Genomic DNA, 16565 nt, shown 5'->3' with positions numbered 1-16565 from the left:
CTACGTAAGCCAGCTTACATCTCGCTTACAAATTGCTGCAGTGCAGAAAGTCCGAGAATGCGCGTTTTGTTGGTCGAGGACGACGATGAAGTGGCGGTGCCGCTGGTCGATGCCCTCTCGCGGCGCGGTGTGTCGGTAGAACGCGCACGCGACGTTGGCGAGGCCGAAGCGTATCTCGCCGCGATCGATTATGCGGCCGTATTGCTCGACCTAGGCTTGCCCGACGAAGACGGCATCGCTTTGTTGACGCGGATGCGCGCGCGCGGCGACACGCGGCCCGTGCTGGTGCTGAGCGCGCGTGGCGCGATCGATGCCCGCATTCGCGGCCTGAACGAAGGGGCCGACGAATATATGGTCAAACCCTTTGACGTCGATGAACTGCACGCGCGCCTGCTTGCCATCCTCCGGCGGCGCGACGGCTATACCGGCAAGTCGCTCCGCTGCGGTGCCTTGGAATTCATCGTCGAGACGCGCGTCGCCTATATCGATGCCCAGCCGCTGGCGCTGTCCGTGCGCGAAACACAGTTGCTGGAACTGCTGCTGCGCCGATCGGGCAAGGTCGTGCCCAAGACCGTCGTGGAGGATCAGCTCTTCGGCCTCGACAGCGATCTGGGGTCCAATGCGGTCGAGGTCTATATCCACCGCTTGCGCAAGAAGCTGGAAGACGGATCGAGCTGCGCGCGGATCGAGACGGTGCGCGGCGTCGGCTACATGATGGTCGCCGCCGCGTGAGAGTGCGCGCGCCGCGCTCGCTGCTTGGCCAGTTTATCGCGCTGCATGTCGGCATCGCGCTGGTCGCCGCGATCACTTTGTTGTGGAGCGCGTCTGCCCTGCTGCACCAGACCGCCGACCATTTTCAGCGGAATTTGCTGCGCCGACAGGCAGCGCTTTCCGCGTCGTTCGGGCAGGCCGGTGCCCCCCAACCCGTGGTCTTGTCCAATGGCATGGCAGTCAGCGTGATCGGCCGGAATCGCCGGGTGCTGAATTCCTACGGACCGCCGCGGCCGCAGATCCTCGCCGCAGCTCCGCTCGATGAGACATCGCATTTCTTTCGCAAGGGTGCGATCCAGGCTTTCTGCCTGCCCGCCACGGTTGGCTGGATCGTCGTATCGCAAGACGATGCCGACCCGGAGGTGGTCACCGACGATGTCGTGCGCAATTTCCTCTCGCGCTTCGCGCTGATATCGCTGCCGATTGCATTGCTCGTGCCAGTGATCGGCGCACTGCTCGCCCGCCGTTTGACGCACCGGATGCGCATGGTCTCGCTGGCGGCAGCGCAAATCGGCCCGCAATCGCTCGATGCGCGCTTGCCGCGCGGGCTGCTACCGCTGGAAGCGGAGCCGCTGGCCGAGGCGGCCAATGCCGCGCTCGACCGTCTCGCCGCCGCGATCCGGGTGCAAACCGCCTTTGCCGCCGATGTCGCGCACGAATTGCGGACGCCGTTGGCGGCGATACGGCTGCGCGCCGATGCGATTGCCGACGCGGAGGCGCGCTCGGCCCTGATGGCAGCCGTGGATCGCGCCGGGAGGGTGATTGCCCAATTATTGGCATTGGCGGAGCTGGAGCGACCGTTGGAATCGAGCGGAACAACCGTCGATCTTCACCGCCTGGCCGAACAGGTCGTCGCCGATCGCGCCCCTGCGATACTGGCGTCAGGCCGCAGCATTGCGCTCGATCGTGATTCCGGACCGGCGCAGGTCTACGGCTATAGCGAGGCCCTGACGCTCGCGCTCGAAAACCTGCTCGACAATGCAACCCGCCATACCCCGCCCGGGACGGCGATCCACGTCCGCAGCGGCAGCAGCCACATCATTGTCAGCGATAACGGCCCGCCGCTGCCACAGGATGATCTGGCGCGCTTGACGGAACGGCTCTGGCGCGGGGCCGGGTCCCCCGTCGAAGGTTCGGGCATCGGTCTCTCGATTGTCGACCGGGTCGCCCATGCCCATGGCGGGCGGCTGAACGTGCGGCGCGGCGATGCCGGGCGCGGGCTGGTGTTTGAAATCAAGGTCCGGCGGCCGAAACTCTGCGTCACCGGCGATTGAACCTCACCGATCGTGATCGACCCGGTCATAGGCGGCTTCGATCTCTTTCGGCACGTCGGTGAAGCTGCTCCACGGCAGCGGCTTGTGCAGCGCCATCGACCAGCGCTCGATCCATTCGATCCCCTCTTTTCCGGCATAGGGATCGGGGGTGCGGTATGCCGGGTCCTTCATCGCCTGCGCCAGCGTCACCGGTCGCAAATGCTCGCGCCGGAGGATAGCCGCGAGATCATCGATCGAATCTGCATTCAGCCGGGTCGCGTGCAACAGCATGACATAGGCGATATCGCGCCCGAACAGGGCATGCGCTGCGCTGCGATACCAGCGGATCGTCGTTGCGGTATGAGCGAGATAGAGGTGCCGTATCCGCGCCCGCGTCGCCTCATCCCGCGCGATGGTCGCGGCATCATAGGGCTCGGCAAATTCCCAGTCGTCGGCATCGATCGTGACCGGCGCGATGCGATAGCCATGCGCGGTCAGCCAGGCGTTGATCTCGTGCTTGACCGCCTCCGGCGTGCCGGTTTCGAGATAGGGGTGGCGAAACCAGCCAATCCGACGGTGCCGTTCTTCAAGCAACCCACGCGTAACCGGCTCGCCGCGCGCAATATCGGCAATGTAAGCGGCCGCGCCCAGGCGGTTTGGCGATTCGTGGGAAAAGGTGTGATTCCCCAGGTCCATTCCCGCATCGAGCCAATGCTCCAGAACGGCGATCTGTTGCGGTCGATCCAGCTCGTTGAGCTTCGATTCGTTGACGAACCCCGTCGCCGGAATCCTGTGCTTGCGCAGACCCTCCAGAATGTCGGCGTTCAAGCCGTTCACATAACGCTGGTCCTTCGCGATCGTCAGCGCCGGCAGGTCATCGAAGGTTAGGGCGATTTTGGCGTGCCGAGTTCGCGCGTCAGCCGGGCCGCAGGACAGGGTGGCGGCGGTCAGGCCGAGCAGGATCAGGCGGAGCATCGTCATCGTCGCTGCGTCTTTCAAGCGCGGCTCCGCTTCTGTCGACCGCTAATTTTCTGCCCATGCAGAATCGTGATGAAGAGATTGGCTGGGGCGGCAGGGTTCGAACCTGCGAATGGCGGCATCAAAAGCCGCTGCCTTACCACTTGGCGACGCCCCAATCCGGGAGCGGCGTGCTTTAGGCTGCGAATCCAAGCTTGGAAAGCCCGGATTCGCGCTTTCAGATCACCCGCTCGAGCCAGCCATACGGATCGGGCGCGTGTCCGCGCTGAATATCGATCAATGCCTGGCGCAACCGCAACGTTGTTTGCCCAGGGCCACCGCCGCCAATGTCGAACGCGCCATCGCGCATCTTCATCGTGCCGATCGGGGTGACGACCGCCGCCGTTCCGCAGGCAAACGCTTCCAGCAAACGGCCACTTTGCGCATCGGCGCGGCACTGGTCGATCGCGTAAGGCTCCTCGCGGACGTTCAGGCCCATGTCACGCGCCAGGGTCAGCAGCGAATCGCGGGTGATGCCGGGGAGAATCGTGCCGGTCAGCGGTGGAGTGGCGATACTGCCATCGTCGAACACGAAGAAGATGTTCATGCCGCCCAGTTCTTCGATCCAGCGCCGCTCGATCGCGTCGAGGAACAGCACCTGATCGCACCCCTGCCGAGTCGCCTCGGCCTGGGCGATCAGACTGGCCGCATAATTGCCCCCGCATTTGGCCGCACCAGTGCCGCCGGGTGCGGCGCGCGTATAGTCCTGCGACACCCACAAGGTTACGGCGGGCGCGCCACCCTTGAAATAGGCACCGACCGAAGACGCGATCACGGCGTACAGATATTCGCTGGACGGCTTTACCCCGAGGAACACTTCGCTCGCGATCATGAACGGGCGCAGATACAGCGCGCCGCCGTCGATATCGGGGATCCAGTCGGCCTCTTGCCGCACGATGGCGCGGACCGACTCGACGAAGAGCTCATCGGGCAGCGGCACCATCGCCATCCGCTCCGCCGATTTGCGGAAACGCGCCGCGTTTGCCGCAGGGCGGAACAGCGCGGCACCACCATCGGGCAAACGATACGCCTTCAGCCCCTCGAAAATTTCCTGCGCATAATGCAGCACCGCCGAGGCGGTATCCATTTGGAACGCGGCGCGCGGGGTGATCTTGGCGTCGTGCCAACCCGCAACCTCGTTATAGCGGATCGTCACCATGTGATCGGTGAAGACGCGCCCGAAACCGGGGTTGGCGATCAGGCCGGTGCGTTCGTTCGCGAGAGTCGGCGTCGGATGCGGCTCGACGGCGAAGGTCTGCGCATCGGCTGTGGGGCGGTGGGCGATAGTGGCGTTCTGCTGCATCGAAGCCCTGCGACAAGTTGTTACAATTTGGGGGTTGAAGGGCTGTACGGGAGGCGGCAAACGCGGTCAACAATGGCTACCGCAATCGCCTCCGCCTCGCCGCTTTTCCTGCGCGAACCCGAAATCCGTCGTGGCATGGAACTCATGTACTTCGCGCAGAGCACGCTTGCGCGCTCCACCGAGGAGCGGCTGAGCGCGTTGGGACTGGGCCGGGCGCACCACCGCGCTTTGTATTTTATCGCGCGCCATCCCGATTTGACCGTCAGCGCGCTTCTCGGGCTGCTTGGCATTACCAAGCAATCGCTCGGCCGCGTTCTCAACGAGCTGGTGGAGCGCAACCTCGTCGAAACACGAGTCGGCGAGCGCGATCGACGGCAACGGCTCTTGCGATTGTCGCAGGCGGGCAAAGACCTCGAAGGCGATCTGTTCGAATGCGTCCGCCAAGTGTGGGCGCAAGCATATGCCAGCGCTGGACAAAATGCGGTCAGCGGTTTTTGGGCGGTGCTGGAAGGCATCACCCCCGACGAGGTGCTGAAGCTCCTTTCGGTCTGACCGGCGACAGCCTTTAAGCGGACACCGGCGGCATCATGCTAGCGTCGCGCTGCCGCGGCCATTTCGGCATTGCGCCGAGCGGATGCTGCAACCGTCTCGCGCAGCAAAGCGACGAGGGCCTCCCCCTGATCCAGCACGTCGAGCCCCTTGCGCGTGGATCCGCCTGGGCTGGCGACACGATCGGCAAGCGTGCCCGGCGGAACATCCGCCGCAGCGGCCAGCAGCGCCGATCCCTCAACCGTGGCGAGCGCCAGCCGGTTCGCCTGATCCTCTGGCAATCCCTGCGCGACGCCCGCCGCCGCGAGCGCATCGATAAAGCGGTATAGGAACGCCGGTCCGCACCCGGCCAGCGCGGTGACCGCGTCAAAATGCGCTGGATCGACCCATTCGACCAGCCCGAGCGCCGCCATCAACGTCGTAATCGCGCCGCGCAGCGCCGGATCGGCACTACTGCTGTCGAGCGCCACCACGCCCTTGCCGATCCCGACCGGCAGATTGGGCATCGCCCGAACGATCGCCCGGGCCTGAAACCGCTCGGCCAACGCTTGCTCTTCCACGCCCGCCAAAATCGAGATCAACGCCGGCACGCCCCGCAAGCGCTCCGCAAAGCGCCCGGCGACGTCGTCCAATTGCTGCGGCTTCATCGCCAGTATCACGAGATCGGGCAATGGCCCGCTCGGCACATCCCGCGCCTGCCGGACGCCTGTCGGCAAAAGCCGGTCGGCCCGGTTGACCACATCGACATTGCCGGGTGCCAGAACCCCACTGGCAATCCATTGGCGGAGCATCGCCCCGCCCATATTGCCGCAACCGATCATCCAGACGCGAGTCACCGTCCGCTCCGGACGGTCGTGCCCGACCATTCAGGCCTCGCCCTGCGTCTCTGTCATGGCTGCAGCCATCGCTTCGGCAGGGGTTTTGCCGCCCCACAGGACGAACTGAAACACCGGATAGAATCGCTCGCACTCGTCGATCGCACTTTCGACCAGCAATTCCGCCGTCCCCAGCGACATCGTGCCGCCGCCCGATTCGGTCGCGCCTTCGATCATCGCGGCATGGCGGTACAGCAGGATTCCGCTGGCCGACCACAATTCGAAATGCCCGACCCACAATTGCTCGTTGATCAGCCCGATCGCTTCGTAGATCGCACCACGCCGGTCGTCGGCGACGCGAACATCGGGAAAGGCCAGGAATTGAATAACGCTGTCTTCCTCGCGCCATAGCGCGCGAAGCTCATATTGCGTCCAGCTTCCTTTGACCTTGGCGATGACTTCATCGTCTTGTCGTTCGTGGTCCCAGCCATGCGCCGCGAAATAGCTTTCCAGCATGTCGATCGGCGCTGCATCGTCGCGATCGAAATCCGCCTCATCGAGGATCATCGTGCGCCTCCATCATTCGCCTTGGACACTGTCGTGACGCAGCGCGCCGGGCAGCACAAGAATGGGGCAGGCAAGCCAATCGAAAAAACTGTGGAAAAGATCGTCTCAGCCCTCCGCCTTGGGGGCCACCGTCGCTTTCGCTTCGAGGGCATCGAGGCGCGCGCGCAGCGCATCGGCATCGTCGCGCGCTGCCGCCGCCATCGCCTTGACCGCCTCGAATTCGTCGCGTGAAACGAAGTCCAAGCCGCCGATCCACTCCTTCGCCCGCGCCCGCGCGCCCGCTTCCGCTTCGCGCCCGACACCGGCCAGCGTACCGGCGGCACCGTTCAGAAACTTGGCGAAGTCGTCGAAAATCTTGTTGTCGGATTGCATGCGGAAAATCCCGTGGGGTTCAGAGCTTGATGATTTGGGTGGTGGCGGACGGCGGCGCAAGGGTTTCGGCCCCCGGATTCAAGTCCACGATCTGGTAATTGAGATAGAAGGCAAACACCAGCCAGGCGAGATACGGCACCAGCAAAGCACCGGCCATCCCGCGAATCCGGGCAAAGACAATCGTCATCGCCAGCGTAAGCAAGAACATCAGCGCGACGATTCCAAGCGCGAACGTCACTTGATGCATGCCGAAAAACACCGGAGACCAACTCAAATTCACCGCCAGTTGAACAGCAAACAGCGCGATCGCCGGGCCGCGCATACGCGATCCGCGGGCGTGAATGATCATTGCCAGCGCAAGGCCAAGCAGTACGTATATTGCCGACCAAGCCGCCGGGAAGGCCCAATCCGGCGGCGTGATAGCCGGTTTAACAAGCGCGGCGTACCAGGCATTGGCCGAACCGGCCGGAGCCAATCGCGCCGAGGTAAAGCCCAGCAGCAGCACGAACGGCACGGTCACGACCGCCCAACGCAAAAACGCAAGCCGCAACTGTTGTCTTGATGCAATCTCTCTCAAGCCACGGTCCCCGGTTACGCGCGAATCTGTCAGGCGCTCCGCTGTCGCCTTGCCCACTCTTCTATAGAAGAACGGCGGCCAGGTTGCGTGGTTAAATTTTACCCAACCAACGCCGATCGCCTATCGGGTGGCCGCGATCAGGAATTCGATATTGCCTTCGGGCCCGGTGATGGGACTCTCGACAAGTGTCGCAACGGACCAGCCCTGCGCGACCACCCATGCCGAGACTTCGGCGCAGACGCGCGCATGCACCGCAGGATCGCGCACAACCCCGCCCTTGCCCACCTCGGTGCGGCCAGCCTCGAATTGCGGTTTGATCAGCGCAAGCAGCCGTGCCTCCGGCTTGGCAAAGCGTAGCGGCACCTCCAGCACCTTGGCGAGGCCGATAAAGCTGGCATCGCAGACGATCAGGTCGACCGGCTCGGGAATATGCGCGTCGGTCAAGATGCGCGCGCTGGTCTGTTCGTGGACAATGACCCGGGGATCCTGCCGCAGCTTCCACGCCAATTGGTTGGTGCCGCTGTCGACCGCATAGACGCGCGTCGCGCCGCGATGGAGCAGGACGTCGGTAAAGCCGCCGGTCGAGGAGCCGACATCGATCGCGACTGCGCCGGTGACATCCCACCCGACCGCATCGAGGCCATGCGCCAGCTTGATTCCGCCGCGCGACACCCATGGATGATCCCGCCCGCGCACATCGAGCACAACATCATCCGCCACGGCCTGGCCGGGCTTGTCGATCTTGCGGTCTCCCGCGAACACCAGCCCCGCCATGATCAGCGCCTGCGCGCGCGTCCGGCTTTCGGCCAGGCCGCGATCGACGAGAAGTTGGTCAGCACGGGTCTTGGACATGCCGATCTTCCAACGCGAAGCCGCGCGCATGCGCAAGGGGGCTTCGAGTCGCTTGGCCTGTGGCAACCCCGCAATCACGCTCCCCCTGGCCCGCTTTACGCCGCGCCGTCGTCCCCATTTCGGGTCACCGCACACGCCGTTCTTTCTGGCGCAGCGCTATTGCCTATCTTTTAAGTAGGAATACATTTTCCTCTTGGAGGCGTGGCCATGCGGCGTCCCCCTAGAGCACGGGTGGCCACGTCTCTCCGCCCGCTGTTCCGGGGCTTATTGGGAGAGGATCGATGGGTACCTTCTCGAATTTCGACCCCGTTCAGCCGACCATTCTGACCGTTCCGGGCCTGGGTGGCTCGGGGCCGTCGCATTGGCAGACCTTATGGGAACAGGCGCGCCCGGACACCATTCGGGTCGAGCTGGGCATGTGGAACACACCGCATCGCAATGCCTGGGTTACCAAGCTCGACCAGGCGATTCGTTCGGCACAGGCACCGGTCGTGCTCGCCGCGCATAGCCTTGGCTGTCTCGCCGTGGCGTGGTGGGCCGAGCTGACCCGGCAGCCTTATGGCTGGCCCGTCGCCGGAGCGCTGCTGGTCGCCCCCGCCGATGTCGACCGACCGGACGCGCAGGCCGAACTCGCCGCCTTTGGCCCCACTCCCGTCAGCCCGCTGCCCTTCCCGTCGATTGTCGTCGCCAGCCGTGACGACCCCTGGATCACGATCGAACGCGCGCACAGCCTGGCGGTCGGCTGGGGCAGCCACTTCGTCGATGCCGGTGCACAAGGCCATCTGAACGCCGCGAGCGGGATCGGATGGTGGGAAGAGGGTCAGGAATTGCTCCACCGCGTGATCGGCGCGGCGGCGGATCGCAACGGCAAGCCCCTGACACCGGGCGATGCGCGCTCCATCCTCGCCATCAACGCAACCGACGCGGCGCAGTCGCATTATCTGGCGGGCGGACCGATCGCCTGATCCTGCACATCAATCGAAGAACAGATAGGCAGGGTCGAAATCGGCGAAGCGCCGCAAGGCGTCCCAATCGAGGATATCGACTGTTCCCTGCCGAAAACTGACCAGTCCCTGCTCCCGCAACTGACGGAGCATGCGGTTGGCGTGAACGGCGGTCAGACCGGTGGCGTCGGACAGGTCGACTTGGGTCAACGGCAGCGCGAAGGTGAAGCCGTTGGTCATCCCGATGCGCTCGAGGCGAACGTACATCTCGCAAAACAGGTGCGCGAGCCGGACCACGGCGCTGCGCGCGCCGATCGAAACGATCCATTCCCGATTGATCGCGGCGTCGATCAGGGTCGAGCGCCACAGCAGTTCGGTGAGTGTCGCGGATCGCTCGGTTAGCGCCCGAATCGCGCTATGCGGAAAAAATGCGACCTGTACGTCGGTGAGGGCGGCAACCGAGTGTTCGAGACGCTTCAGCGGATAGCTGTGCAAATCGACAAAATCGCCTGGCACGTGAATCGCGAGAATTTGCCGCCGTCCCTCTGGCGTATCCTTGTAGCGCTCGACAAACCCTTCCAGCAGCAAGGTACATTGGGTCAGCGGCGTGTGCTGACGAACGATGATTTGCTTGGCCGAAAACTTGGCCGTCCGTCCGACCGCGCCTTCCAGCGCAGCAACGTCATCGGCGTCCAGAACCGGGTGGCGATGAGTCTTAAGGAACAGGCTAGTGTACATAGTTTCCCCTATTTTCCCGGAACATGCGCCGCAGCACCGCGTTCTGTCCACCGGGAGAGATTAAATGTCGAAACCACCGAGCGATACGCCAATCCGTGTAGCGGCGGAGCGAGGCGAAGTCCTGCTCGACGGGCCGGACGGCCTGGCTGCCTCTTTAACTCCGCAAGCCGCCAAACAATCTGCCGAACAGCTCCATCGTGCAGCAGATCTCGCCGATCGTCGCCCCGACGAGGAATTTCCCTGGAATCATTCATGCTAAGGGAAGAATGTTAATCACGGCGCGCTACTTCGCACCAGTGCCGTTCCGAAAACTCTTCCTCAGCCGCTGGTCGGCGCTGCTTTGGGCGATCGGCATCCTGTGGACCGCAGTCGACACGGTTGGCTTTGCCCCTTCCGGTGGACATGGTGAAACGGCAGCGACGGCCAATGCCACCGACGCCACGGGTGCCGCCATCGACAATGCCGACCTTGCCATTCTGGCCAACGCCATGAAGGGCGACTGAGCCCCCTTAACGACGCGGTGCGTCTTTCACCTCGATCGACTGGATGCGCCATTGGCGTTGTTCGGGGGAAGCGCCGTCAATATCGGCCGTTCGGTGCAGCGTAACAGTACCGATCTGATAGAGCGGTTTCCGGCTTTGCTTCAGCCGGGCGTAAATCTGTACGGGAACGGTGACATAGCGCTGTCCGGCTCCGGCATCCACTGGCCCGGGCGCGCCGATATTGGCGTGATATTCGCTATAACGCGCAAAATCGGCAGCGAACGGTCCTGCGCTTCCGGCAGCGCCCGAGCCGGGGATGCGAAGCGCGAAGGCCTCGCGATATTTCGCTTCCCCGATCAACGCGTAATAGGTTTGTACGACATTTGCCGCGCCTTGCGCACTGTCGGGCGCGAACGGTGTCTCCGCAATCGGGGTGCGATCGTCCGGCAATCCGCCCGGCGTGCCCGGTGCAGGCGGTTGCAATGCGTCGGGCGGCACCGAAGCCTCCTCATTGCTGGCGACTGAATTGCGCGCACCGCCTGCGTCTCCGGAATGGGCATCGACCGCCACCGGTTCCCGTTGTTTCGCCGCTTCGGTATTCACCGCAGGATCGCGCGCAGGCTGCGCGGTGCAGGCAACGAGGAAAAACAGCGGCCACGGAGCCAGAACAATACGCGACATCACCACGTCTCACACAAGGAATCGGAGGGACAATAAGGCTAGCGCCCGGACGCGACGTGGCCGCCAACCAGCCATCGCAGCGCATTTGCGGCGGTCAAAAAAAAGCGGCCGACACCCGTCGGCCACCCCTATTTTACGATCAGGGACGCAGGGCTGCGTCGTCGCGGTCGCTCAATTCGTCCTCATCGACCGTATCGTCGTCGAGTTCGTCCTGAACGTCGTCTTCGTCTTCCTCGTCCTCGTCTGGATCCTTTTCGGTGTCCAGATCGTCATCTTCCTCGCCGAGATCATCGTCTTCCATGTCGAGATCATCGTCGTCATTTTCGGACGCGATGTCGGGGTTGAGGTCGGTCAGCAGATTGCCATCGCTGGGGCCGTCGCGCGTTACCTCCAGGATTTCAGCGCGTTGGCTCTCGTCATAGCCTTCTTCGTCATATCCGTCGTCGCCGGTGCCTTCCCCCGGCACGCGGTGTCCACCCATGCTCATTGCGTCTCTCCCGACAGCCCACACGATGTAGGATCATTCCAAACTTCGAACCGTGCAACCCTCGTTCGGTTCCGCATTGCGCCGAAATTTGCTCAGCTGGGACGAAACAACCGCCCACGTTCCACGATCGCCGCGATGCCAAGCCCCGCCACGCCGGCGATGAGGAAACCCAAATGCATCGGCGCGGTCGTGCCGTCGAAGCTGCGTCCAATCGCCCAGCCGATCACCCCGCCGAGCGTGATCCCGAAAAAGCCCTGCACGCTCGACGCGATCCCCGCAATCTCTCCCATATTTTCCATCGCCATCGCCGACATGTTGGACGTGGCAAGGCCAAAACACGCCATCGTGATCGCCTGCACGACCACGAACACGAGCAGCGGTTCGTCCCCAAGATGGCCGACAGCCAAGCCGGTACCGGACGAGGCGATCATCACCACCAGCGCAACCTGCGAAATACGGCGCATTCCCAAATGAATCACGATCCGCGAATTCAGCAGGTTCGCGACCGCCATCGTACCGGCCGAAGCGGCAAACACGCTGCCGAGCAGCGCGGGACGATGAAAGACATGCTCCATGATCGGTTGAATGGAGCTGAGATACCCGAAAATCGCGCCCTGGCAGATCAGCGCCGCAATCATGTAACCCAGCGAATAGCGATCGCGCAGCGTGTGCCGCCAGCCCGACAGCGTGCTGCGGAGCGACAGCGGCGCACGGTTTTCCGGGCGCAGTGTTTCGGGCATACGAAGGACGAACCAGACCAGGCACAACAACGCGGCCGCCGCGATCATCTCAAAAATCAACCGCCACGACCCCAGCAGCAAAATCGCCTGGCCGATGCTCGGAGCCACGATCGGCACCGCCATGAACACCATAAACGCCAGGCTGGTCACCTGCGCCATTGCGCGGCCCGAAAAACAGTCCCGGATCACCGCTATGGTCACGACGCGGCTGGCAGCGATCGCCAATCCGCTAATGAATCGCATCGCCAGCAAAAGCGCGAAACTGTTAGCAAGCCCGGCCAGCAGATTGCACACAATGTACCCGATCAGGCCCGCGATCAGCACCGGCCGACGCCCGAAACGATCGGTCAGCGGCCCGTGGATCAATTGCCCGATCCCCAGCCCAACCACGAACACCGTCAAAATCAACGGGCCGTCGACGATCGCATCCACCCCCAGCCGACGTGCGATATCCGGCAAGGCCGGCAACATCGTATCGATCCCGAGCGCGCCGAGCGAAATGAGCGCCGCGATCAGAGGCACGAACTCCACCAGGCGAATTGGCGGCGAGTCCTGCACAGAGGTGTCGGTAGAAACAGGCATGCCGTTCCCAATGCCCGAGCCCGCCGCGCAGGTCACCCATCAATTCATCCGCACTCCAGCTTGAATCTATCGCGCGTCATGGAACCGTAGCACCGTTGCGGCACTTTCGTGGCTCCACCACTCGGAGCATGGCGATGGGCATTTTCAGCATGATCAAGGATGCAATCTGGGGCCAGAAGGCCGCCCCGGTCGAAGCCGTTCCCTCCACTTCGGCGATGCCGCAGATGAACACGCCGTCCGACCCGGGCAACCCGCCCGCAGAAACCACCCCGGCTGCCACCACCGCACCGGTTGATGTCGAAGCGATCCTCACCGCCAAAGCCGAGGCCAAGGGGCAGGAACTCAATTGGCGCGACTCGATCGTCGACTTGATGAAGCTGCTCGACCTCGACCCGAGCCATGAAAACCGTCTCGCCCTCGCGCACGAACTCGGCTTCACCGGCGATACCGAGGACAGCGCGACGATGAACATCTGGTTGCACCAGCAGGTCATGGTCAAGCTCGCCGAGTCCGGCGGCACCGTGCCCGCCGCGCTGACGCACTGAGCTCTTGACGAACGGCGTGGCGGACCGTTAGTGTATTAACACTATGATACACATGAGGTCCGCCATGCTCCGTTCCCTGGTCTGCGCGGTTGCGCTGCTCCCCCTTGCCGCATGTGGGGCGGACAAGGACGGCACCTCGATTTCGATCAACACCTCCAATGGCGACGGCTCGGTGCTCGCCGGTTTCGACGGCAATGGCGAAGCGTCGATCGACACGCCGTTTTTCAAGGGCAAAGTAACACTCCCCAACGTGAAGTTGGACGCGAACAATTTCGATATGAACGGCGTCCATCTGTATCCGGGTTCGACGATCGGCAGCGTGAACATCACCGCCAAGAACAAGCCCGATGCCGAGGAGGACGGGCACGTCCGTGTTGCCTTTACCAGCCCCGCTTCCCCCGCTGCGGTCCGGGACTGGCTCAAGACCAAACTAACCTCCGCCGGATTCACGCTGACCGCAGAGGGCAATGGTCTCACCGGCAAGACCAATGAAGGTGAGCCTTTCGCGCTCGACCTGGTGCCCAACGGCAGCGATATGGCGAAGGGCGTCATCACCATCGGTTGAGCAGGGGGTGGCGGTCTATGGATGACGTGCGGGCGAATCCGGTTTATCGGGTTGCTTTACCCTGACGGACGCCCGATCATGCTCGATACGCCGACTGCTCCCACAACCGCGCAAGTCCCAGCGCTTTCGCTCAACGACGAAGCCGCCGATCCAGTCGCCTTTGCGGCCGCGCTCGGCGGGTCGTTCGAGCGATTTGGCTTTGCCGTCGTCGCAGATCATGGCGTTCCCGCCGATCTGATCGCGCAGGCATGGGCGATGACCGAGGCCTTCTTCGCGCTGCCCGAGGACACGAAACGCGCCTATTTCGTGGCAGGCGGCGGCGGCGCGCGCGGCTATACGCCGTTCAAGACCGAAATCGCCAAGGGCGCGAGCCATGTCGATCTAAAGGAATTCTGGCATATCGGGCGCGAACTGGCCAAGGGCCACCGCTTCGAGCCGCAAATGCCCCCCAACATCTGGCCCGACCAGCCCGAGGGGTTCCGCGAGACCTTTATCGAATTGTTCGCGGCGTTCGATACCGCAGGCGACCGCTTATTGTCCGCGATCGCGCTGCATCTGGGTCTGGCACCCGACTGGTTCGATCACGCCGTAAAGGACGGCAATTCGGTGCTGCGGCTCCTCCATTATCCCCCCGTCCCCGCCGACGCGCCGGAGGTTCGCGCTGGTGCGCATGAGGACATCAATCTCATCACGCTCCTGCTCGGGGCCGAGGAAGCGGGCCTCGAACTGCTCGACAAGAATGGCGAGTGGCTGGCGATCAAGCCGCCCGAAGGTGCGATGGTCGTCAATGTCGGCGACATGCTCCAGCGCCTGACCAACCACGTCTTGCCCTCGACCACGCACCGCGTCGTCAATCCGGCCCCCGAACGCCGCGGCCATTCGCGCTACTCGATGCCGTTCTTCCTGCACCCGGCGCCCGATTTCCTGATCGAGACGCTGCCCTCGACGATCACCGCGGAAAACACCAACCGCTATCCTACCCCGATCACCGCGCACGATTATCTGCACGAGCGGCTGGTCGAAATCGGGTTGGTGAAGGCCTGAGGTGATCCGGGCCGGACGATACCTGCAACTGGCGATCGGCGCGCTCGGGACGATGCTAGCTGGACTTACGGCGCTGTCTGCATTGACCCGTCCGGCCCAGTTTTTGGCTTTGCCGTTGCTGGTCTCGATCTTGTTTATTGTTGCCGCCGTCAGCGGTTTCGCACAGTGGATCGTCTTCCAACGCCGACACTTCGACACAGCTGTGCGGCTGTTTGGCATTACGATCGTAAGCTGGAGTGCCGCGATCCTCGTCCACGTCGCGTACACCATGCCGGATTGCAGCAAGGGCTGCACTCTAGTCGTGATCACGCCCCCAAAATAAGAGCGATCTTGTTTCAGAGGCGATCGTGCCGCATGAGCCGCCCCGCATTACAAGGCAGGAACTCCAAGCCATGACCAAACCCCTCCGCATCGCGCTTGCCGGTCTCGGCACGGTTGGCGCAGGCGTGATCCGCTTGCTCGACACCAATGGCGCGCTGATCGCGCGGCGCGCGGGGCGGCCGATCGAAATCGTCGCGGTGTCCGCGCGCGATCGAAGCAAGGATCGTGGGGTCGATATCGGTCGCTTCGCATGGGTCGATGACACGACAGCGCTCGCCCATGCGGACGTGGATGTCGTGGTCGAGCTGGTCGGCGGGTCGGATGGCCCTGCGCTCACGCTCGCGCGCGCCACGCTCGGCGCGGGCAAGAGCTTCGTCACCGCCAATAAGGCGATGCTGGCGCATCACGGGCTGGAGCTGGCGCGCGCCGCCGAAGCCGCCAATGTCGCGCTGAAGTTCGAGGCCGCCGTCGCGGGCGGCGTGCCCGTGATCAAGGGGCTGCGCGAGGGTGCCGCCGCCAATGAAATCGAGCGCGTCTACGGCATCCTCAACGGCACCTGCAATTTCATCCTGTCCAAGATGGAAGCCGAAGGCCGCGATTTCGCCGATGTGTTGGCCGAAGCGCAGGCGCTGGGCTTTGCCGAATCCGACCCAAGCTTCGACATCGATGGCGTCGATGCCGCGCACAAGGTTTCGCTGCTCGCCAGCCTCGCCTTCGGCACGCAACCCGCTTTCGCCGATGTCGCGGCGAGCGGCATCCGCCACGTGCTCGCCGCCGACATCACCGAGGCGGCGTCGCTCGGTTACCGGGTGCGCTTGATCGGGTTGGCGGAGTCCGGCCCGAACGGGCTGTTCCAGCGCGTGCACCCGCATCTGGTCCCCGTCAGCCATCCCCTCGCGCACGTCACCGGCGCGACCAATGCGGTGGTGGCGGAAGGCAATTTCGTCGGGCGCTTGCTGTTCCAGGGGGCGGGTGCCGGCGACGGGCCGACCGCGTCGGCTGTCGTCGCCGATCTGATCGACATCGCACGCGGCGAATTCGGTCCCGCTTTCGCGATGCCCGCCGACGCTTTGCTGGCGCAGGGGCCCGCTGATGCGGGTGACCGGTTGGGCCGCGCCTATGTGCGCTTCACCGTCGCCGACCGCGTGGGTGTGCTGGCCGAAATCGCCGCCGCAATGCGCGACGCCGGGGTTTCGATCGAAAGCCTGATGCAGCGCGGCGTCCATGCCGACGGATCGGTGCTGGTGGCGATCGTCACCCATGAAGGGCCCGAGCGCAGCGTCGCCCAGGCGCTGGAACGGTTGCGCGGCTCGCAGAGCCTGGTCGGCCAGCCGCTATGGATGCACATCCTCGCGTAACG

22 protein-coding genes and 1 tRNA gene are annotated in these 16565 nt (G+C 63.8%); 11 read left to right on the top strand and 12 right to left on the bottom strand.

The features are described from left to right. The first annotated feature begins 57 nt into the window (after positions 1-57). Positions 58-732: a response regulator gene (locus tag EJC47_RS02785; RefSeq protein WP_010408453.1), complete on the top strand. Its 675-nt coding sequence runs from the start codon at positions 58-60 to the stop codon at positions 730-732. Then, positions 729-2045 carry a sensor histidine kinase gene (locus EJC47_RS02780; protein ID WP_260591453.1) on the top strand — a complete coding sequence of 439 codons (1317 nt, stop codon included), beginning with the start codon at positions 729-731 and terminating at the stop codon, positions 2043-2045. The genes EJC47_RS02785 and EJC47_RS02780 overlap by 4 nt, the downstream gene beginning before the upstream one ends. Before the next feature lie 3 nt (positions 2046-2048). Here EJC47_RS02780 and EJC47_RS02775 read toward each other — a convergent pair whose 3' ends face one another. The 3 genes from EJC47_RS02775 to EJC47_RS02765 all read right to left on the bottom strand — a co-directional run bounded on the left by EJC47_RS02775 (position 2049) and on the right by EJC47_RS02765 (position 4344). Next, positions 2049-3023, bottom strand: a complete 975-nt coding sequence (locus EJC47_RS02775) for a polysaccharide deacetylase family protein (protein WP_260591452.1) — start codon at positions 3021-3023, stop codon at positions 2049-2051. Positions 3024-3084: 61 nt separating this feature from the next. Next, positions 3085-3159 (bottom strand) — tRNA-Gln (locus tag EJC47_RS02770). A gap of 60 nt (positions 3160-3219) precedes the next feature. Beyond that, positions 3220-4344 carry a branched-chain amino acid aminotransferase gene (locus tag EJC47_RS02765; protein WP_033965893.1) on the bottom strand — a complete coding sequence of 375 codons (1125 nt, stop codon included), beginning with the start codon at positions 4342-4344 and terminating at the stop codon, positions 3220-3222. Positions 4345-4416: 72 nt separating this feature from the next. Here EJC47_RS02765 and EJC47_RS02760 point away from each other — a divergent pair, with 72 nt between their 5' ends. Next, a complete protein-coding gene (locus EJC47_RS02760; RefSeq protein WP_033965894.1) occupies positions 4417-4896 on the top strand; it encodes a MarR family transcriptional regulator in 480 nt (159 codons plus the stop codon). A gap of 38 nt (positions 4897-4934) precedes the next feature. Here EJC47_RS02760 and proC read toward each other — a convergent pair whose 3' ends face one another. From proC to EJC47_RS02735, 5 genes are all read right to left on the bottom strand, one after another. Beyond that, positions 4935-5714: a pyrroline-5-carboxylate reductase gene (proC, locus tag EJC47_RS02755; RefSeq protein WP_185867545.1), complete on the bottom strand. Its 780-nt coding sequence runs from the start codon at positions 5712-5714 to the stop codon at positions 4935-4937. Positions 5715-5759: 45 nt separating this feature from the next. Continuing rightward, positions 5760-6275, bottom strand: a complete 516-nt coding sequence (locus EJC47_RS02750) for a YbjN domain-containing protein (RefSeq protein WP_033965895.1) — start codon at positions 6273-6275, stop codon at positions 5760-5762. Positions 6276-6380: 105 nt separating this feature from the next. Beyond that, positions 6381-6647: an accessory factor UbiK family protein gene (locus EJC47_RS02745; protein WP_033965896.1), complete on the bottom strand. Its 267-nt coding sequence runs from the start codon at positions 6645-6647 to the stop codon at positions 6381-6383. Positions 6648-6666: 19 nt separating this feature from the next. Then, a complete protein-coding gene (locus EJC47_RS02740) occupies positions 6667-7224 on the bottom strand; it encodes a TspO/MBR family protein (RefSeq protein ID WP_126845382.1) in 558 nt (185 codons plus the stop codon). 120 nt (positions 7225-7344) lie between these two features. Then, on the bottom strand, positions 7345-8076 hold the full coding sequence (locus tag EJC47_RS02735) for a TlyA family RNA methyltransferase (protein ID WP_033965914.1): 732 nt from the start codon (positions 8074-8076) through the stop codon (positions 7345-7347). Between the two features lie 281 nt (positions 8077-8357). On the opposite strand from EJC47_RS02735, the gene EJC47_RS02730 reads away from it, so the two are divergent. Further along, a complete protein-coding gene (locus EJC47_RS02730) occupies positions 8358-9041 on the top strand; it encodes an RBBP9/YdeN family alpha/beta hydrolase (protein WP_126845381.1) in 684 nt (227 codons plus the stop codon). Between the two features lie 9 nt (positions 9042-9050). On the opposite strand, the gene EJC47_RS02725 is transcribed toward EJC47_RS02730, so the two are convergent. Further along, positions 9051-9758, bottom strand: coding sequence for a Crp/Fnr family transcriptional regulator (locus EJC47_RS02725; protein ID WP_033965900.1), 708 nt, complete (start codon positions 9756-9758; stop codon positions 9051-9053). A 64-nt stretch (positions 9759-9822) separates the two neighbouring features. On the opposite strand from EJC47_RS02725, the gene EJC47_RS02720 reads away from it, so the two are divergent. Then, on the top strand, positions 9823-10017 hold the full coding sequence (locus EJC47_RS02720) for a hypothetical protein (protein WP_126845380.1): 195 nt from the start codon (positions 9823-9825) through the stop codon (positions 10015-10017). Between the two features lie 7 nt (positions 10018-10024). Then, positions 10025-10261 carry a hypothetical protein gene (locus EJC47_RS02715; RefSeq protein WP_033965902.1) on the top strand — a complete coding sequence of 79 codons (237 nt, stop codon included), beginning with the start codon at positions 10025-10027 and terminating at the stop codon, positions 10259-10261. A 6-nt stretch (positions 10262-10267) separates the two neighbouring features. On the opposite strand, the gene EJC47_RS02710 is transcribed toward EJC47_RS02715, so the two are convergent. The 3 genes from EJC47_RS02710 to EJC47_RS02700 all read right to left on the bottom strand — a co-directional run bounded on the left by EJC47_RS02710 (position 10268) and on the right by EJC47_RS02700 (position 12730). Continuing rightward, positions 10268-10921, bottom strand: a complete 654-nt coding sequence (locus EJC47_RS02710) for a hypothetical protein (protein ID WP_052192425.1) — start codon at positions 10919-10921, stop codon at positions 10268-10270. A gap of 139 nt (positions 10922-11060) precedes the next feature. Then, positions 11061-11408 carry a DNA primase gene (locus tag EJC47_RS02705; protein ID WP_185867541.1) on the bottom strand — a complete coding sequence of 116 codons (348 nt, stop codon included), beginning with the start codon at positions 11406-11408 and terminating at the stop codon, positions 11061-11063. A 92-nt stretch (positions 11409-11500) separates the two neighbouring features. After that, positions 11501-12730: a multidrug effflux MFS transporter gene (locus EJC47_RS02700; RefSeq protein ID WP_126845379.1), complete on the bottom strand. Its 1230-nt coding sequence runs from the start codon at positions 12728-12730 to the stop codon at positions 11501-11503. A 134-nt stretch (positions 12731-12864) separates the two neighbouring features. Between EJC47_RS02700 and EJC47_RS02695 the strand changes: the two genes are divergently transcribed. From EJC47_RS02695 to EJC47_RS02675, 5 genes are all read left to right on the top strand, one after another. Next, on the top strand, positions 12865-13275 hold the full coding sequence (locus tag EJC47_RS02695) for a DUF3597 domain-containing protein (protein WP_126845378.1): 411 nt from the start codon (positions 12865-12867) through the stop codon (positions 13273-13275). A gap of 64 nt (positions 13276-13339) precedes the next feature. After that, on the top strand, positions 13340-13840 hold the full coding sequence (locus tag EJC47_RS02690; RefSeq protein ID WP_126845377.1) for a hypothetical protein: 501 nt from the start codon (positions 13340-13342) through the stop codon (positions 13838-13840). 78 nt (positions 13841-13918) lie between these two features. Further along, positions 13919-14884 (top strand): isopenicillin N synthase family dioxygenase, encoded by a 966-nt coding sequence (locus tag EJC47_RS02685; protein ID WP_126845376.1) that lies wholly within the window; start codon positions 13919-13921, stop codon positions 14882-14884. Position 14885: 1 nt separating this feature from the next. Then, positions 14886-15206 carry a hypothetical protein gene (locus EJC47_RS02680; protein WP_126845375.1) on the top strand — a complete coding sequence of 107 codons (321 nt, stop codon included), beginning with the start codon at positions 14886-14888 and terminating at the stop codon, positions 15204-15206. Positions 15207-15276: 70 nt separating this feature from the next. Continuing rightward, entirely contained in the window at positions 15277-16563 is a 1287-nt protein-coding gene (locus EJC47_RS02675; protein ID WP_126845374.1) for a homoserine dehydrogenase, read from the top strand. The last annotated feature ends 2 nt before the right edge of the window (positions 16564-16565 follow it).

Origin of the sequence: Sphingomonas sp. TF3, assembly GCF_003985085.1 — a bacterium.
Lineage (GTDB): Bacteria > Pseudomonadota > Alphaproteobacteria > Sphingomonadales > Sphingomonadaceae > Sphingomonas.
This window is presented reverse-complemented; position numbering and strand designations above follow the sequence as displayed.

Coding starts and splice junctions, on each gene's coding strand:
- EJC47_RS02685 (WP_126845376.1), top strand. CDS start 13,919: ATGCTCGATACGCCGACTGCTCCCACAACCGCGCAAGTCCCAGCGCTT.
- EJC47_RS02765 (WP_033965893.1), bottom strand. CDS start 4,344: ATGCAGCAGAACGCCACTATCGCCCACCGCCCCACAGCCGATGCGCAG.
- proC (WP_185867545.1), bottom strand. CDS start 5,714: ATGATCGGTTGCGGCAATATGGGCGGGGCGATGCTCCGCCAATGGATT.
- EJC47_RS02735 (WP_033965914.1), bottom strand. CDS start 8,076: ATGTCCAAGACCCGTGCTGACCAACTTCTCGTCGATCGCGGCCTGGCC.
- EJC47_RS02750 (WP_033965895.1), bottom strand. CDS start 6,275: ATGATCCTCGATGAGGCGGATTTCGATCGCGACGATGCAGCGCCGATC.
- EJC47_RS02675 (WP_126845374.1), top strand. CDS start 15,277: ATGACCAAACCCCTCCGCATCGCGCTTGCCGGTCTCGGCACGGTTGGC.
- EJC47_RS02705 (WP_185867541.1), bottom strand. CDS start 11,408: ATGAGCATGGGTGGACACCGCGTGCCGGGGGAAGGCACCGGCGACGAC.
- EJC47_RS02690 (WP_126845377.1), top strand. CDS start 13,340: ATGCTCCGTTCCCTGGTCTGCGCGGTTGCGCTGCTCCCCCTTGCCGCA.
- EJC47_RS02715 (WP_033965902.1), top strand. CDS start 10,025: ATGTTAATCACGGCGCGCTACTTCGCACCAGTGCCGTTCCGAAAACTC.
- EJC47_RS02745 (WP_033965896.1), bottom strand. CDS start 6,647: ATGCAATCCGACAACAAGATTTTCGACGACTTCGCCAAGTTTCTGAAC.
- EJC47_RS02760 (WP_033965894.1), top strand. CDS start 4,417: ATGGCTACCGCAATCGCCTCCGCCTCGCCGCTTTTCCTGCGCGAACCC.
- EJC47_RS02710 (WP_052192425.1), bottom strand. CDS start 10,921: ATGTCGCGTATTGTTCTGGCTCCGTGGCCGCTGTTTTTCCTCGTTGCC.
- EJC47_RS02700 (WP_126845379.1), bottom strand. CDS start 12,730: ATGCCTGTTTCTACCGACACCTCTGTGCAGGACTCGCCGCCAATTCGC.
- EJC47_RS02730 (WP_126845381.1), top strand. CDS start 8,358: ATGGGTACCTTCTCGAATTTCGACCCCGTTCAGCCGACCATTCTGACC.
- EJC47_RS02720 (WP_126845380.1), top strand. CDS start 9,823: ATGTCGAAACCACCGAGCGATACGCCAATCCGTGTAGCGGCGGAGCGA.
- EJC47_RS02785 (WP_010408453.1), top strand. CDS start 58: ATGCGCGTTTTGTTGGTCGAGGACGACGATGAAGTGGCGGTGCCGCTG.
- EJC47_RS02695 (WP_126845378.1), top strand. CDS start 12,865: ATGGGCATTTTCAGCATGATCAAGGATGCAATCTGGGGCCAGAAGGCC.
- EJC47_RS02725 (WP_033965900.1), bottom strand. CDS start 9,758: ATGTACACTAGCCTGTTCCTTAAGACTCATCGCCACCCGGTTCTGGAC.